The organism is Emticicia oligotrophica DSM 17448 (assembly GCF_000263195.1).
GTDB lineage: Bacteria > Bacteroidota > Bacteroidia > Cytophagales > Spirosomataceae > Emticicia > Emticicia oligotrophica.
On sequence record NC_018748.1, the window covers coordinates 4,206,348 to 4,224,669 of the forward strand.

12 protein-coding genes are annotated in these 18,322 nt (G+C 33.3%); 9 read left to right on the top strand and 3 right to left on the bottom strand.

Annotated features, from left to right (window positions below; all coding sequences use genetic code 11):
- Positions 1 to 82: 82 nt before the first annotated feature.
- The 3 genes from EMTOL_RS17475 to EMTOL_RS17485 all read right to left on the bottom strand — a co-directional run bounded on the left by EMTOL_RS17475 (position 83) and on the right by EMTOL_RS17485 (position 3,379).
- Complete coding sequence (locus EMTOL_RS17475; protein ID WP_015030645.1) at positions 83 to 1,237, bottom strand: site-2 protease family protein; 1,155 nt, start codon at positions 1,235 to 1,237, stop codon at positions 83 to 85.
- Between the two features lie 33 nt (positions 1,238 to 1,270).
- Positions 1,271 to 1,891, bottom strand: coding sequence for an HAD family hydrolase (locus EMTOL_RS17480; protein ID WP_015030646.1), 621 nt, complete (start codon positions 1,889 to 1,891; stop codon positions 1,271 to 1,273).
- Between the two features lie 141 nt (positions 1,892 to 2,032).
- Positions 2,033 to 3,379 carry a sigma-54-dependent transcriptional regulator gene (locus tag EMTOL_RS17485; RefSeq protein ID WP_015030647.1) on the bottom strand — a complete coding sequence of 449 codons (1,347 nt, stop codon included), beginning with the start codon at positions 3,377 to 3,379 and terminating at the stop codon, positions 2,033 to 2,035.
- Positions 3,380 to 3,565: 186 nt separating this feature from the next.
- Between EMTOL_RS17485 and EMTOL_RS17490 the strand changes: the two genes are divergently transcribed.
- From EMTOL_RS17490 to alaS, 9 genes are all read left to right on the top strand, one after another.
- Positions 3,566 to 4,723 carry a sugar transferase gene (locus tag EMTOL_RS17490; RefSeq protein ID WP_015030648.1) on the top strand — a complete coding sequence of 386 codons (1,158 nt, stop codon included), beginning with the start codon at positions 3,566 to 3,568 and terminating at the stop codon, positions 4,721 to 4,723.
- Positions 4,724 to 4,760: 37 nt separating this feature from the next.
- The gene (locus EMTOL_RS17495; RefSeq protein WP_015030649.1) at positions 4,761 to 5,912 is read left to right on the top strand and encodes a glycosyltransferase family 2 protein; all 1,152 of its coding nucleotides are present in this window, start codon (positions 4,761 to 4,763) and stop codon (positions 5,910 to 5,912) included.
- An 88-nt stretch (positions 5,913 to 6,000) separates the two neighbouring features.
- Positions 6,001 to 7,146, top strand: coding sequence for a glycosyltransferase family 4 protein (locus EMTOL_RS17500; RefSeq protein WP_015030650.1), 1,146 nt, complete (start codon positions 6,001 to 6,003; stop codon positions 7,144 to 7,146).
- Positions 7,147 to 7,153: 7 nt separating this feature from the next.
- Entirely contained in the window at positions 7,154 to 8,317 is a 1,164-nt protein-coding gene (locus EMTOL_RS17505) for a glycosyltransferase family 2 protein (RefSeq protein WP_015030651.1), read from the top strand.
- Positions 8,318 to 8,475: 158 nt separating this feature from the next.
- The gene (locus EMTOL_RS17510; protein ID WP_015030652.1) at positions 8,476 to 9,561 is read left to right on the top strand and encodes an FIST signal transduction protein; all 1,086 of its coding nucleotides are present in this window, start codon (positions 8,476 to 8,478) and stop codon (positions 9,559 to 9,561) included.
- On the top strand, positions 9,558 to 12,023 hold the full coding sequence (locus tag EMTOL_RS21940; RefSeq protein ID WP_015030653.1) for a PAS domain-containing hybrid sensor histidine kinase/response regulator: 2,466 nt from the start codon (positions 9,558 to 9,560) through the stop codon (positions 12,021 to 12,023). Before EMTOL_RS17510 ends, EMTOL_RS21940 begins: the two co-directional genes overlap by 4 nt.
- Positions 12,020 to 12,904: a glycosyltransferase family 2 protein gene (locus EMTOL_RS17520; RefSeq protein ID WP_015030654.1), complete on the top strand. Its 885-nt coding sequence runs from the start codon at positions 12,020 to 12,022 to the stop codon at positions 12,902 to 12,904. The genes EMTOL_RS21940 and EMTOL_RS17520 overlap by 4 nt, the downstream gene beginning before the upstream one ends.
- A gap of 243 nt (positions 12,905 to 13,147) precedes the next feature.
- Positions 13,148 to 15,202: an LruC domain-containing protein gene (locus EMTOL_RS17525; protein WP_015030655.1), complete on the top strand. Its 2,055-nt coding sequence runs from the start codon at positions 13,148 to 13,150 to the stop codon at positions 15,200 to 15,202.
- Between the two features lie 412 nt (positions 15,203 to 15,614).
- The gene (alaS, locus tag EMTOL_RS17530; RefSeq protein ID WP_015030656.1) at positions 15,615 to 18,266 is read left to right on the top strand and encodes an alanine--tRNA ligase; all 2,652 of its coding nucleotides are present in this window, start codon (positions 15,615 to 15,617) and stop codon (positions 18,264 to 18,266) included.
- The last annotated feature ends 56 nt before the right edge of the window (positions 18,267 to 18,322 follow it).

Genomic DNA, 18,322 nt, shown 5'->3' on the forward strand with positions numbered 1-18,322 from the left:
TTTAAGTGCGTTACACAACCTAAATTTAGGGTATTGTATTTTAATGAAAAAGGATTTAATAAAGTTTTACCTCAATAATTATTTAGTGGGGTAAATTTTGAATGATAACAAAAGGTTTTGGGCTAAAACAAAGGATAAATATAATCAATGAAATCCAACCTAATATTTTTCTTTCAAGCGTAAGAGGTTTCATATCATAAGTTGTTGGATGATAAACGCCCAGGTATCGACCAATCATTAATCCGAAAGCTAAAAAACCTGAGTACCCCTCAATCGTTGGAATAAAATAAGATAATATTAGCTGTGTAGCTACCACCGATAAGGCAATTAGCCAGTTAGTAAGGTAGTTCTCTGAAATTTTCGAGAAACAAAGATAATTAAAGAGAATATACAGAATGTATTTGCCAATTAACTCTAAGAAAATCTGATTGTCTTGTGTGGTAAATTCATGGGCATTGAACAAGCCTAAGCCCGCATAAAATACAAATCCTGTGAAAATAATCGGAGAAACTACGTTGAAAGCTTTATCTCCTATTAAGCCATAAAGTATATGCCCGCCATCAAGCTGACCAATTGGGAATAGATTTAGTGCAGTAAAAAATAAAGAAAGATAGCCCGCAAATATAATCGGGTAATTAGTGTAAAGATAAGGATGTGGCAATTCTCCGTTCGAAACATATTGCTCAAAAAAATTAAACAACAAACTATCTCCTAGTTTTATTGATATGTAATCGGGGGTTGTTTCAAGGAATTTGCCATATTCGTTTCCGTATTGTTTGAAAATTGGGAAAAGTTGAAAAACATAATCAAGTGGAGGTAAATGCGAGAAGCCATACCAAAGAACAAAAAGTGCTGCTACGAATCCTGCTAGAGGGCCAGCAATACCGATATCAAAATATTTCGTACGTGATTGAATTCTTTCTTTGATGCGAATAAATGCACCTAAAGTGCCAAACGTAGATGTAATCCCTCCAAGCCAAAGTGGAATATAAAAAGGGAGGGTTACGTCCGTTCTATGCTTCTTGGCTATAAAATAATGCCCGAATTCGTGTATAGTCAAAACACCAAGAAATGGTACAGAATATTGAAAGCCATCTAAAAACTCATTCCAACCTAGTGTATTTTCTCCAAAAAAAAATGGTCTTCCATAAATCCATTCTGCACCAGTAAGAGTTGTTGCAATGAGGGTAGTTATAAATAAAATTATTTGTATCGAAAGCGTACGTTTTTGATTCATAAGTTGATAATTGTGCAAATGCAAAGTAACAACTTAAAATAGGTTTTTACAATACTCTATGATTGAAGTAGGAGGTTCAACTAAAATAGTTTGCATGCCGATTGACTTTGCAGATTCTATATTATGATGGTTATCATCAAAGAATATTACTTCGTTGGGTTTTAAATTGTTTAGTTTGAGTACTTCATGGTAAATAGCCGTATCGGGCTTCCACAACCCCATTTCATAAGAGAGATATGTTTTATCAAAGAGAATGTTTAGATGCTCAATGTCATGGGCTTTCTTGAGGTATTGATTAGAAGCCTCAATATGAATGTTATTTGTATTACTCAATAAAAAAACAGGGTATTTTTGTCGAATTTTTTTAATTAATTCAATTCTATCCTTGGGGATATCAAGTAATAGTGCGTTCCAAGCAGTATCTACTTCATAATCACTCAGTGGAAATCCTACAGTTTGTCGAATGACTTCTCTAAATTCTTCATCTGTAAATTGCCCAGTTTCATATCTCCTAAAAATCTGATCTTCAATAATTTTTTTTTCGATATATTCAGCTGGCTTAGATGTAAATTGGGCAAATTTTTGATAGATTAGAGGAACATCAATATTTATTATTACATTCCCAAAGTCAAAAATCACGGCTTTGAATTTCATAAAAAATTTAATAAGGGCTAGTTAATTATCAAGTAATAATTTTGGATACTTAACTAGAAACGTTTTCATTAGCATTATATTTTGATAACCTAATAAAATGAAAAAAAACAGACTAATTGCTCCTTTTTTAGTTTTTACTTACTATAGTTCACCGCTTTTAAGCATATTGTAAATAGTAGATTTTCCGATGTCTAATTTTTCAGCAACCAATAAAACATCATCGTCATACTTATTCAAAAAATGTCGAATAATTCTCCTGTTATACTCTCGCAGTGTTACTTCATCTAATAAAAAAGCACCTTCTGGTTTTATAGAATTAAACGTAATATCGTCGGCTGAGATGGTATCTTCAATGGCCATTACACATGCTAATTCAATTATTGCTTTCAGTTCTCGAATATTTCCAGGGTAAGAATAGCTCAAAAGTTTTTGTGAGGCTTCATTACTCAAGCTAATTTTATGCACCCTATTTTTCTTACTGTATTCTTCAATAAAATATTTCGATAAAACTATAATATCATTGCCTCGTTCCCGAAGCGGAGGAAGTTGCAAGTTTAAACCTAATAATCGGTAGTACAAATCTTCTCTAAAATTTCCTTTTTGTACTTCTTCCGCTAAATTTCGATGAGTTGCAACAATGATTCGGCAATCGATCTTAACAATTTGATTTCCACCAATTCTTGTAATTTCTTGTTCTTGCAAGACCCTAAGAATTTTTGCTTGCATTGTTAATTCCATTTCGCCAATTTCATCTAGGAAAAGAGTCCCTCCGTTGGCCTCCTCAAACTTACCAATCCTTCTACTAATTGCACCGGTAAATGCTCCTTTTTCATGGCCAAAAAGCTCACTTTCGACTAAGTCTTTCGGGATTGCGGCCATATTAACTGCAACAAAAGGTTTTTTATTTCTTGTAGAATTATGATGAATCGCCTTAGCAACAAGCTCTTTTCCAGTACCAGTTTCTCCGTGTATGGAAACATTAATATTGCTTTTCGACGCCTTCTCCATTAAAGAAAAAATCCGATGTAAGGCGGCACTATTCCCTTTGATAGCTTTATCAAATTCATACTTTTCGCGTACTTCTTCACGGAGTTGTGAAATTTCAGCTCTTAGCTCCTGCGTTTCCTTAATTTTGAGGATAGAGTTCCAAAGTCTCTCTTTAGTATTGGCATCTTTTACGATGTAGTCATAAGCACCATTTTTTAGTAATTGTACAGCAGTAGAAATATCTTCTTGCCCCGAAATAATTATTACTGGGATTTCTGGATTTTCTTTGTGAATTCTTTTCAAGACCGTTTCACCATCCATATCTGGAAGTGAATAGTCAAGAGTAATAGCAATGGGTCTTCGAAAGAGATTTTCCAGTAAACTTTTACCAGTTTCAAACCTTTCAACTGTGTAATCAGGGTTAAGCGTGAGGTAGTACTCTAGCATCGCCCCATAGAAAGGGTCGTCTTCAACAATAAAAATTATTTGCGAATTTTCCATTAAATTGTTAATATGGCATTCAAATTAGATTCAATTTCCAACATTTATTTTTTATTTCCAAATTATGGAATATTATAATAATTGGCATAATTTTAGTTAATTGATTATCAGTGTTTTGTGAGTTTTCGAAAAACTGGCAAAAGAATTGAAATGTATTTTATATAACAATAACAAAAAGAAAATACGATGAAAAAAAGACTTCTCATTATCGACGATAATGTTATGTTATTAGCGTTGATTAAACACTGCTACAGCGAAACTTTTGATCTTACCCTTTGCAACAGCTTACATGAAGCAAAAGATATACTTCAGAGTGGTTTGATGCCAGATGGTATCATTACAGATTTGAATTTAGAAGATGGAGACGGTAAAGCAATTATTAGCTATCTTAAAACCAATCCACTCTACGTAAATATTCCTTTGATTGTATTGTCTGGTGAAGATAAAAGCCAAAGTAGAATTGAGTGTTTGAAATTGGGAGCCGATGATTATGTAGTGAAACCATTTCATCCAGAAGAGTTACAAATTCGTATTGAAAAGTTATTGAATGTCCTTCCTTCTTCCAACAACTCAAACAATGCTAATACTGCTGATAAAAAAGATTCTGATGATAAGCCTTCAAAGGGTTTTTTAACACCAAAATTATCCTTTAGAAAGAGATTTTTTGATATCGTTGTTGCAGGTACAGCATTACTTTTACTTTCTCCGCTATTACTGATAGTTGCTATACTAATAAAACTTGATTCGAAAGGTCCAGTGTTTTTTCTTTCTAAGAGAATAGGTGCTGGATATAAAGTTTTTGAGCTTTATAAATTTCGTACTATGCGTACAGGTGCAGAAAATGAAATTAAAAATATGGCTCATTTGAACATGTATGAAACTGCGAAGCAAGAAGTAGATTTAGCATCCGATGGAAATTTAATTGATGATTCAGGTTGGAAAAATGAAGAAGTAATTTTGGATGAAAACAGCCAAAAATCTGCCTTCCTAAAATTTAAAGACGACCCAAGAATTACGAAGCTAGGAGCTTTCCTTCGTAACACAAGTATAGATGAGATACCTCAATTAATTAATATTATCAAAGGTGATATGTCAATTGTAGGTAATAGACCTTTGCCATTATATGAGGCGGAGCAATTAACAAAAGATGAGTCAATTGCTAGATTTTTGGCCCCTGCGGGCCTTACTGGTTTATGGCAAGTAACCAAACGTGGTAAAGGAGAACTTTCAGCAAAAGAACGCCAAGATTTAGATAACACTTATGCTCAAAAGCACAATTGGAAATTTGATTTAAAGCTAATTGCTAAGACTTTTCCCGCACTTTTCCAATCTGAAAAAATGTAATTTTTACATTGCTTGATACTTCTAACTGACTACTTAAATGATTGCCATTCTAATATATTTCGGTATTGCTGTTGCATATGTTTTTTTCTTTGCAATTGCTTCAAAATTCTACAAAAAGGGAAGTGCTAAAAAAGGTTTAGATATTGAAAATATCAATTTTTTGTTCATGGTTCCTGCATATAAAGAAGATGCAGTAATTATTGAAACTGCAAAAAATATCATTTCGCAACCCGATTTTGGTTCGAAGGATGAAGTTGTGATAATTGCAGACCAATTAAAACCCGAAACAATCACGCATCTTGAAGAATTGAAGGTTACAGTAATAGAGGTGTTTTTTGAAAAAAGTACGAAAGCGAAGGCTATTAATAGTGCCATGAAATCCTTAGAGTCATGGGGGAGAAAGTATAATGCAGTAGTCTTACTTGATGCAGATAATCATTTGGTAGAAGGCTATATCACCAAGACAAAAGAATCTTATGTAAGTGGCAATCAAATTATTCAAACACACAGAATTGCCAAGAATTTAGATACTACAATGGCTAAATTAGATGCCATTAGTGAAGAAATAAATAATTCAATTTTCCGTTTAGGACATCATAATGTAGGACTTTCTGCGGCATTGATTGGCTCTGGATTAGTAATGAATTACGATTTGTTTGTAAGCTACTTAAGAAAGATTGATGTAGTAAGTGGCTTTGATAAACAATTAGAACTTGATGTAATGAAAGATAAGCTTCTTATTGAATATCTTGAAGAAGCATACGTACTTGATGAAAAGGTAAGAAATACACAGGTTTTTGAAACTCAACGAACTCGTTGGCTTGCTGCTCAGTGGAATTTTGCCAAACAGAATTTTTTAAGTGCTTGGGTTGAATTATTTAAAAATGGTAATGTTGATTTTTTCAACAAAGTAATTCAATTTGTTTTGCCTCCTCGTTTAATCTTAGTAGGAGTCCTAGGATTAATGCTTATTTTTAGTTTAATTTTTCCAGCTTACCTCACAGAAATTATTTCATTAAATGCTCTATTGTGGGCAGGTTTATTGATAGCTACGCCAACTTATTTACTGAAAATGTTGAATATGAAAGTTCTTTTGGAACTACCAAAAGTGTTTTTCAGTATGCTGAAGGCAATACTTAAGATTGGTAAGGCAAAGCAAAAGTTCTTACATACACCACACGGAGCTTAGTGAGTAGGGGCATACGAAAGAAATAATTGAAACTGTATTTGGTTAACTTATCTTAAATTTCTGAAAGGTTAGCAAACCTTCTTCTGCAATGATTATAGGAATTGAAGCACAAAGAATTTTTCGCCCGAAAAAGCATGGCATGGACATTTATGCACTTGAACTAATCAGAGCAATTCATAAGATAGATAAGGAAAATCAGTATGTGGTTTTTGTAAAACCAGATACTGATATATGCTTAAAATCAAGTGATAACTTAAAAGTGGTTGAAGTTGAAGGCAAGACCTATGTTGATTGGGAGCAGGTATCACTTCCTAAGGCAATTGAGCAAGAGAAAATAGATTTAATGCATTTTACTTCAAATACTGCTTCTGTAAAAATTAGCTGTCCGTTTGTACTTACGCTTCATGACATTATTTATTTAGAGAAGTTTCTTTCACAAGGGTCTTTATACCAAATTGCAGGACACTTTTATAGAAGATGGAATGTGCCGAAAATTGCTCCCAAAGCAAAATTTATTTTTACAGTATCTGAATTTGAAAAAATACAAATTCAAAAGGCACTTGGTGTAAATTTTGATAGAATACAAGTTGTTTATAATGCTTATAATCAGCAGTTTAGAGTAATTGACGAACAGCAGGAATTAGATAAAGTAAGAGTCAAATATTCACTCCCACAGGAATTTATTTTTTTCTTAGGTAATCAAGCCCCTAAGAAAAATATGAAAAGAGTCCTAGAAGCTTACGCTCAATATGTTGATTCAACTGAAAATCCAATAAAATTAGTTGTAGCTGAAAGTTCTCAAACTGATTTAATGAACCTCCTCAATGAAATTAATCGAAAAGATTTATCTTCAAATATTATACTGACAGGTTATGTTAAGCATGCCGAGTTACCATTTATCTATAACTTGGCTAAGTTATTTTTATACCCTTCTTTGCGAGAAAGCTTCGGAATTCCAATCATTGAAGCAATGGCTTGCGGAACACCAGTAATTACATCAAATACCAGTGCAATGCCTGAAGTAGCCGATGACGCAGCTGTGTTAATAAATCCAATGGATACATCTTCAATTACTCAAGCAATTAGGAAGGTTTTAGGAAGTGATAGTCTGTATAATGATTTAAAAAACAAAGGTTTAAATCGGGCGAAGGCTTTTTCATGGGAAAGTACAGCCGAAAAGACTATCAATTTTTATCGTGCTGTTCTTAATTCAGAATCAATTAAATCGCTGTAATAAAAAGATGAATACTATTGAAATTATTTTTTGGCTGTTAATTGGATTAACTTTTTATGCCTACATCGGCTACGGAATTTTGATTTGGATAATGGTTAAAATTAAACGATTATTCGTTAAGAGCAAATCTTACAATCCAAACTTTCTACCAGAAGTTACCTTGCTAATTGCTGCCTATAATGAAGAAGATTGTATTGAAGCAAAAATCGAAAATTCTTTATCTTTAAACTATCCAAAAGAGAAGTTGAAGATTGCATTTGTGACGGATGGTTCAACTGATAGAACTGCTGAAATTATATCAAAAAATTCTGCCATTACACTTTATCACAAGGATGGTAGAAGTGGTAAAATGGCTGCTATAAATAGAGTGATGCCACTTGTCAGTACACCAATTACAATTTATTCTGATGCTAATGCGATGCTAAATGCTGATGCTGTGAGAGAAATTGTTAAGCATTTTGAAGATGAGAAAGTTGGTGTTGTTGCAGGTGAAAAAAGAATTATGAAAACAACCGGAAAAACAGCTGAGGTGGGAGAGGGCATCTATTGGAAGTATGAAGGCTTTTTGAAGAGATTAGATTCAGAACTCTATTCTACCGTTGGAGCTGCAGGTGAACTTTATGCAATTAGAACTAGTCTTTTTGAGGAATTAGAAGCAGATACTTTATTAGATGATTTTGTATTATCGTTAAGAATTTGTCAAAAAGGATATGTGACTGCCTACGAGCCTAATGCTTTTGCTACTGAAACTGCGTCATTAAATAGTTCAGAAGAACTCAAAAGAAAAATCAGAATTTGTGCTGGGGGATTTCAATCAGTCGTCAGAATGCCTAAGTTATTAAATCCATTTAAAAATGGATTGCTTACTTTTCAATATATTTCGCACCGAGTTTTAAGATGGGTTGCAGTGCCATTTGCCTTGATTTTAATTCTTGGTTTAAATATTTCACTTTTTGAATATAATGAAATTTATAAAATTTTGCTCTTTGGACAGATTTTATTCTATTCAATGGCTATATTAGGTTTCTATTTTGAACGTGCTGGCAAGAAAGTTAAAGTTTTGTACGTGCCTTATTATTTTTCATTAATGAATTATTCGGCATTGGCAGGGTTTAAGCGTTTTTTAAACAATCAACAAAAAGTTGTTTGGGAAAAGGCAATTCGTTCTTGATAAAATGATATTTATTTTGCTGTTGAATGTTTTTTTTCTTAAATTTGGAATCTCATCCATTTTTTGGAATTAACTTTGCTATTGGGTGTTGATTATCAGTGTTTTACATATTTGGTATGTTTTATGCACTATTTTAATTCACCATAACGTCTAATATCATGTACTTCGAAAGCATAGCAGATTTAACTCAAGATTCGATTGAAAATCTAAAATTGAGTAACAATTATGTACTTGTATTCATGGCAGAAAAAACTGCTCACGAAGCAAATCAACTGATAGCTCTTCTCAATGACAATAATTTAAAGTTTTTTGGTGGAATTTATCCAACCCTTATTCACAACACCGAAAATTACTACGAAGGATTTGTTTTGATTTCTATTCCGAATGTTGAGCAAGTTGTCAAATTTTCAATGAAGGACGACTCATCTTTTCGAAGGATTGAAAATTTAGAAGGAATTAAAACTGCCATCCTGCTAATGGATGCGATGGTTGCTGAAACAGATTTATTATTAAAAAAAGTTTACGGTTTACTGAATAGCAAAATTAATCTTGTTGGTGGTGGAGCTGGATTCATGAGTTTTGAACAGAAACCTTGTATTTTTACTAATGAAGGAATGTTTGACGACGGTGCTTTACTCATTTTATTGAGTAGCAATAGTAAAATTGGCGTAAAACATGGTTGGGAAGTATTTGCAGGACCCTTCATTGCTACATCAACTGAAAAAAATATTATAAAAGAATTAAACTGGAGACCTGCTTTTGAAGTTTACAAAGAAGTAATTGAGTCAAATTCAAATAATAAATTCTCTGAATCACAATTTATTGACATTGCTAAAATATTTCCATTTGGGATTTACAAGGAAGGAGCTGAGTTTGTTGTTCGTGACCCAATAGCAATTAATGAAAATAACGAAATTATTTGCATTTCAGAGGTTCCTGAAAATTCAACTTTGCAAATCTTAACTGGTGACCCTGAAAAATTAATCGATGCAGCCTCTGAGGTTGCAAATCAGACTTTTCAGGATGAAGGATCTGCCGCTTGCTTAATGGTATTTGACTGTATAACCCGAGTAATGTATTTAGAAGATCAGTTTACCGAAGAGCTAAAAGCAATGAAAGATGTTTACAGTGATAAACTATGTAAAATAAGAGGAGTATCTACACTTGGTGAAATTGCCTCTTCGGGTACAGGTTTTGTTGATTTTTACAATAAAACAATCGTTGCAAGCAGTATATACAAATGATTAACTTAGGAACTAAAATAGATGTAGCACATGAAATTTCACTACTCTATGAATTATCACTTTCTATAGGTAATTCATTAGACTTAAGGGATAATTGTGCGAATTTCCTAAATGTTTGGATGAGGCAAAAAAATATTGATTTTGGTTCAATTTGGATAAAAAATGAACACTTGAATAAGCCTAATCCAGACAATCATACTTTAATCTATGCAAATCCAGAGTTTAGTACTAACCTCAGGGAAATTACACTTAACCACTATTTAATGAGTCTACTTGATGGAACTGGTGGTGTCTTGGTAAAATCAGGCACACCACTTTTCCACGAAATAAATACTGAGCAAAATATTCATGAAGGTATTTATTGGATAATCCCACTGCCTCAATTAGGGTTCATCAAATTTTATTTTAGTCAAAATAACGCCTCTAAGAATGCTTTCACCGAAGGTGACTCAAAAAAAGCCGCCAAAGTAATTAAAAAGTTTGCAATTTCTCTCCAATCTAGTCTATTACACAACCGTGTTATTGAAGAAACCAAGCAAAAGATTCGTTATCAAGAAGAATTAAAGAAATTGGCTGTTGTTGCCGAAAAAACCGATAATGCAATCGTGATTACCGATGCACAAGGAAAGATAGAATGGGTAAATCAAGGTTTTTCAAGAATTACTGGTTATTTCCTTAACGAAGTCAAGGGAAAAACACCAGGAGAAGTACTACAGGGACAGGAAACAAACATCGAAACCCGTAAATATATTTCAGAACAAATCAAATTAAGAAATAGCTTCAGAACTGAAATTTTAAATTACTCTAAAACTGGTGAGAAATATTGGGTTGAGCTTTCAATTCAGCCAATATATGACAATGAGGGTATTCTGACTAATTTTATTGCAATAGAATCTGATATTACGGATAGAAAAAATTATGAGGCTCGCTTACAAGAAGCCAAAGAAAAAGCTGAAGAAGCAAGTAGAGTCAAGCAAGAGTTTCTCGCAGTGGTGAGTCATGAAATTCGTACGCCATTAAATGCGATTTTAGGAATGATGAACTTGATTCAGAAAACGCATCTTACACAACTACAAACCGACTACATAAGTACGGTTCAAATTTCTGCCGAAAATCTTCAAGGAATTATCAATTCAATCCTAGACTTTTCTAAGATCGAAACTGGTAAAATGACTTTACAAAAAATTCCATTCAACTTAAAAAAGACCTTACAGAATATTATTAGTAGTAATGAATTTAAAGCGGAACAGAAAGGAATTGGTTTGTTTTTGAAGTTTGACGAAAAATTAAATACTACAGTTACAGGAGATTCAATCCGTTTAAGTCAAGTATTATTGAATTTGGTGAGTAATGCTATTAAGTTTACTGAAATTGGTAGGATTACAATCGAAGCCCGTTTGGTCACTAAAATGAATAATGCTTTAGTGGTTGAATTTGTTATTTCTGATACAGGCAAAGGAATTGCACCTGAAAATTTAAAATTAATTTTTGAAAGTTTTACTCAAGAAGATTCAAGTATTAGTCGTAAATATGGTGGTACAGGCCTTGGTTTAAGTATTTCTAAACAATTAATTGAAATAATGGGCGGAGATCTTCGAGTTAAAAGTGAGCTTGGAAAAGGTTCTACTTTTACCTTCGTAATAGGATTTCCTATTAGCCAAGAGCCATTGGATGAGATTAAACAAAGCCATTTATCTAGTAATTCGCTTATCGGTAAAAAGATTCTTTTAGTAGAAGATAATGCAATGAACCAATTTTTTGCTCAAAAGCTTTTAGAAGGTTGGGGAATGAAAGTCGAAATTGCACATAATGGACGTGAAGGAGTAGAAAAGTTCCGTTCAAAGTACTACGATTGTATTCTGATGGATATTCAGATGCCAGAGATGGATGGTTTTCAGGCTACGAAATTGATTAGAGCTGAAAGTCCTAAAATTCCAATTATTGCATTAACGGCATTAATGATTGAAGAGGAAATCGACCATTTTACAAGGGTAGGCATGAACGATTATATCGGTAAACCCTTTGTAGCTGATGAATTGCTAGCAAAATTAGTGAAGCATATAAGTAATACTACTATCAATTACACATTAACTAGTACGCCAAAAGTAATAGCCGATGTTTCAGAAATGCTTTATAGTAATAGTAATTTAGAGCAGCTAATGAAAGGTGATTCAGCACAGATAAAGCAAATGGAATTATTATTCATGAAGCAATCTGAAGAGGCAATTGAACAATTTATTGATTTTACTGCCAAATGTAATTGGAAACAAATTGGCCTTTTAGCACATAAAATAAAAGCTTCAATTGATATGCTTCAAATTACCTCATTGAAACAGCCGATTAGACAGCTTGAGATTTTGGGTAAAAGTGACAAAGAGCTTCCTGAAACAAAAAAACTGATTTCACTTGTAACAGAAACCCTCCAAAAGGTTTGTGAAGAAATTAAATCAAGTCATCAATGAATACTCCATTAGTTTCTATTATAACTGTAAATTTCAAGCAACCCGATGTTACTTGTGAATTATTGAACTCATTAAAAAAGATTTCATATAAAAATATTGAAATTTGGGTTGTAGATAATTTTTCTGATGGAGCTTTGAAGGCTAGGTTAAATGCTGACTATCCTGAGGTGAAAGTAATCGAAAGTAAGAAAAACTTAGGTTTTGCAGGTGGAAACAACTTGGCTATTACACAAGCTAATGGTAAATATTTAATGTTGTTAAATAATGATACCGAAGTAAAGGAAGATTTCTTAGAACCTTTAGTTGAAGTAATGGAAAATAATAGCAAAGTTGGTATTTGTTCTTCAAAACTTCATTATTTCTATCATCCAGAAATCATTCAGTATGCGGGTTCTTCCGATTTACACCCCTATAAAATTCAAAGCTTTGCTATCGGTTATGGTGTAAAAGATATGGGTCAATACGATGAGATTGCTCCAACTAATTTAGCTCATGGTGCTGCAATGATGGTAAGAGCTGAGGCTGTAAAAGAAGCAGGATTAATGCCAGAAGAATTTTTCCTCTATTATGAGGAGATAGATTGGTGTATGAAAATCAGAGAAAAAGGTTATTTGATTTATTTTGTTCCAAAATCGCTGGTTTTACATAAAGAATCAATTAGTGTAGGTAAACAAAGTGCTTTGCAGGTTTATTATAAGACACGCAACAGAATTTTATTAGCACGAAAGTGGAGAAAAGGTTTAATCAAATGGTTTTCATTAGGTTATTTATCAATGGTGGCCATAAGAGATATTTTTAAGTTTTTATTACAAAGGAAATTCCTTCTATTAAAAATGTATGCTGATGCATTAATTTGGAATTTAAAAGGAAATTATAAATAGAAATTTTGGTTACAGAAAATATTAAGTTAAAGTGCGTTGATTATTTATTAAAAGCAGCCTCAGTGCTGCTTTTGTTATTTATTCTACTTTCGATTTATTTATTGCCTTTTCCAAATTATTTTATTGATTCCAAAATATGGAAATAACTGGTAAGTGTTGATTGGTTAAGTGTTTGATTATAAATTGTTTATGTTTTTTGGCATAGGTATTGAATATATACTATTCAGTAAACAAACACTATAAATGAAAAACATAATCATCTCAATCTTTACCATTTATTTATTGAGTTCTTGTCTTCCAAAAGCTGATGAAATCACTTTGAATCCACAGAGCTCAGATTACGCTATTGAAAAATTAAATGTTCCAGCAACATTTGATTTCAAAAACTCAAAAGAGGTAAAAATTAGCGTATCCATTTTAAACGGCGTTGATAAACCATTAAAATCAATACCATTTACGATTGTAACTGAACCAAACGGAGAAGTAATATTCACAGGTATGACCGACCAAAATGGCTTAGTTGAAGTTTCAAAAGATTTAGGAAACCATATCAAACAACTGTCATTCAAAACTGATATGATTGGTATTCCAAATAGCTTGACTGTAAATATTGAATCGCAAAAAGCAACATTCAAAATTGGTGGTAGTAAGCCAGTAACGAGTATGTTTGTTGAAAACGAGACGAATTTCAGCAACGCACGTGAAGCTTTTTCAACTTCTTCTGATGGTTTTGAATATGAAGTTATGGGTAAATGGAATTCATCAGGTGTTCCAGAATATTTAGAGCCAGTTAATGAAACAATTACAACTGAGTTCTTGCAAGATATTAACTCAAGTTTACCTGAAAGTAAGCCTTTAACAGGAACTCACCCAGAATACTTGAAAAATGATAGACCAACTACGCTTGTTTTAAACGAAAAAGCAGAGGTATGGATTACATTCGTACACGAAGGTGCTGGTTGGCAGAACTCATTAGGATTTTACAAGTTTGATCCAAAGGCACCACCTAAAACAGTTAAGGATGTTGATAATGCCAAATTAGTTTTCCCTAATGTTTCTTTCCCTGGAAGTGGTGGTGGATTAGTTTCTGGAAGTAAGGTAAAAATAGGTACTTTTGACAAAGGTGAAGCAATTGGATTTTTCTTATTAGCAAATGCTTTTCAAGGCAAAGATGCGAAGGTAGGTAGTGGATATTACACACACTTTAGCCACTCGGAATTAAACGTTGAGAAAAACTCTGATTTAAGAAGACACTTTGTAGTTCTTGATGATACAAAATCAAACAGAATGTTGGTGGCAGTTGAAGATGTGAGCAGAGAAAGTACGCCAATTGGATGTGATAATGACTTTAATGATGCTATATTCTATGTAACTTCTAATCCAGTTAAAGCGATTGAAAACCCTTCGATTCCTCCAATGGATACAAAAGAAACAGATACCGATGGTGACGGTGTAAATGATACAAGAGACGAGTTCCCTAAAGATAAAGATAGAGCATTCTCTTCTTATACACCTTCAAAGTCAACTTTCGGAACTTTAGCTTATGAAGATTTATGGCCATCAAAAGGTGATTATGATTTCAATGACTTGGTTCTAAACTATCAATTCCAAGAAATCACTAATGCGAAAAATGAAGTAGTAGATATCAAGTTAAAAACTGTAATTAAAGCTGTAGGTGCTTCTTTTAGAAATGGATGGGGCTTCGAATTACCAATCGACCCTTCTAAAGTTAAAAAAGTAAGTGGACAATCACTTCTAAATGGATTGATTTCTACCTCAGCAAATGGAACAGAAGTTGGTTCGAATAATGCAGTAATTATGGTATTTGATGATGCATTTGATAAAATTAAAAGGGTAGGGGCAGATTTCATCAATACAGTAGCTAAACAACCCTATTCACAAGGTGATACGATGAATGTAACTGTCGAACTTACCTCGCCTGTGGCTTCATCAACTTTAGGTGCAGCTCCTTACAATCCTTTTATTGTTGTGAATAAAGATCGTGGAAAAGAAGTACACCTTCCTAATTACAAGCCAACTGAAAAGGCTAATACTAAATTGTTTGGAACATTAGATGACCGTACTAACCCTAGTAAAGCTATTTATTACAAAAACTTCAAAAATTTACCTTGGGCAATTCATATTCCAGTAAGTTTTGATTATCCTTACGAAAAAACAGAAATCTTAAAAGGATATAATTACTTTGGAAAATGGGCCGAAAGTAACGGAGTTGATTTTCCAGATTGGTACTTAGATAAAACTGGATACAGAGTACCAGAAAACATCTATAAAAAATAATTCGTCCTCGTATTACCCAAAAAGTAAATTTAAGATACTCAAAAAGTAAAAAATAATATTAAATAACAGTAGTAGATAATTTAAAGAATCCTTCTGAAAGTTGAAAAGTAATTAAGATTACTTTCTGACTGATAGAAGGTTTCTTTTTTTATTTTAAATTGTACTTTTCTCAAATCTATAAAATGCTCTTTACTTAAGCAGCGTACCAAAACTATTTAGTAAAGGTTTTTAATACTGTTAATTTGAGGATTGATTTAGAATTTGAGTTTTTGAGTAGAAAATATTAATATAATCCATTTTTTAAGCTAATTTTGCAAAAAAATAGAATGATTGATCCCTTTCCTAAGGGTTTATAATAATTCAACAGATAATCATTGAAAGTAACTAATTTACAAGTAACCAATAACCAAAGATGACTTCTCACGAAATACGTAAGGCTTTTTTAGATTTCTTCAAAAGTAAAGAGCATTTAATAGTTCCGTCTGCACCTTTAGTTGCAAAGAATGACCCAACATTAATGTTCAATAACTCAGGAATGGCCCAATTTAAGGACTTTTTCTTGGGAAATGGTACGCCTCCTTCAAAACGTATTGCCGATACTCAAAAGTGTCTTCGTGTAAGTGGTAAACACAATGATTTAGAAGATGTAGGTTTTGATACTTACCATCATACAATGTTTGAAATGCTTGGAAATTGGTCATTTGGAGATTATTTCAAGAAAGAAGCATTAGAATGGTCGTGGGAACTTTTGACAGAAGTATATAAATTACCCAAGGAAAGAATCTATGTTTCAGTATTCGAAGGAAGTAAAGATGATGGTGTGCCATTTGACCAAGAGGCGTTTGATATTTGGAAAGAATTGATTGGCGATGAAAACCGTATTATTTTAGGAAACAAGAAAGATAATTTTTGGGAAATGGGCGATACTGGTCCATGTGGACCATGTTCAGAAATCCATATAGATTTGCGTGACCAAGCCGAAATTGATATGATTAGTGGGAAAGAGTTGGTAAATAAAGACCACCCACAAGTAATTGAGATTTGGAATAACGTATTCATGCAATTTGAGCGTAAAGCCGATAAATCATTAGTTTTATTGCCAGCTAAACACGTAGATACAGGAATGGGCTTTGAACGTTTATGTATGGCGATTCAAGGTAAAAAATCAAATTATGATACTGATGTTTTCCAAAATACAATTCAAGTAATTGAGCAAATGTCGGGTAAAAAGTATGGCGAAAATGGTACGCTTTCAACCAACAATTACGTAGATGTAGCCATGCGTGTAATTGCTGACCACATTCGTGCAGTGGCCTTTACTATTGCCGATGGACAATTACCATCAAATGCTAAAGCTGGTTATGTAATTCGTCGTATTTTACGTCGTGCCGTGCGTTATGGTTATTCTTATTTAGGTTTCGACGAGCCATTCATGACAAAACTTGTTCCAGTATTGGCTGACCAATTTGCCGAAGTATTCCCTGAATTAAAAGCACAGCAAGATTTCGTTGGACGTGTCATTGAAGAAGAAGAAAAGTCTTTCTTACGTACGCTTGAAACTGGCTTGAAAAAGTTAGATGATATTATTGAACAAGCAACTGCTGAGAAAAAAGATGTTATTTCTGGTGAAGTTGTATTCGAGCTTTCTGATACTTTTGGTTTTCCTTCAGACCTTACTGCATTGATTGCCCGTGAAAAAGGCTTCAAAATTGATGAAGAAGGCTTCCAAAAAGCCTTACAAGAGCAAAAAGACCGTTCGAGAAAAGATTCTGCCAAAGAAGCAACAGATTGGGTTGAGTTGAATGAAGGCTCTGACTTTGAATTTGTAGGTTATGACGAAGTTTCGGCAGAAGCTCAAATTATTAAGTATAGAAAGGTAAAAACAAAGGCAGGAGAAGAATACCATATTGTTCTTGATAGAACTCCTTTTTATGCAGAAATGGGTGGGCAAGTTGGAGATACTGGTCATATTATTATTGGAAATCATTCAGTTAAAATCAAGGATACGAAAAAGGAAAATGACCTTTTCATTCATATATCAACTGATAATAATCTTGATGTAATCTTACAAAATGCAGGTACGGTAGTTGCCCACATTGATGAGGCACGTCGAGATAAAATTCGAGTTAACCATACAGTTACCCACTTGATGTTAGCAGCCATGCGTCAGGTTTTAGGTACACATATTGTACAGAAAGGTTCATATCAGGATGATAATATTACTCGTTTCGACTTCTCACATTTTGCAAAGGTTACTGATGAAGAATTAGGGAAAATTGAGGATATTGTGAACGCAAAAATCCAAGAAAATATTCCATTAGAAACTAAAGTTAATATGCCAATTGCCGATGCCATTGCATTAGGAGCAACGGCTACTTTTGGAGAAAAATATGGTGATTTTGTACGAGTAGTTATCTTTGATCCTAAATTTTCTGTAGAGCTTTGTGGGGGTACTCACGTTTCGTCAACTGGAAAAATTGGTATCTTTAAATTTATTTCTGAAGGCTCTGTTTCTGCAGGTGTACGCCGTGTTGAGGCACTTACGGGTGGTACAGCAATTGCTTCAATCAACGAGCAGTTGGCGGTAAGTTCACAATTAAAAGAGATGCTTCGTAATACTGATTTAGTGAAGGCAGTTGAAAATCTATTAGCTGAAAAAGCTACTTTGCAAAAGAAACTAGAGGCATTAGAGAATGAAAAATTACAAGAACTAAAGAATGAGCTTGCTCAAAATGCTGAAAATATTAATGGTGTCAATGTAATTGCTGCTAAAGTTACTGTACCTTCAGCTGATGCACTTAAACAACTTTGTTATGAATTAAAAACAAAAGTTGCTCGTTTGTATGCTGTAATTGGTACAGAATTCAACGGGAAACCTCAAATTGCTGTAATCATTGATGAGGAAGTAATGAAAGAAAAAGGTCTTCATGCTGGAAATATTGTCAAAGAACTTGCCAAAGAAATGAAAGGTGGAGGCGGAGGACAGCCATTCTTTGCAACCGCAGGAGGAAGCGATGCAAGTGGTCTTGAAAAGGCGATAGAAAAAGGTAAAAACTTAATTTAATATCTGAGGCGAACAAATGTTCGCCTTTTTTATTTTATTTACTTAAAAATTATTTT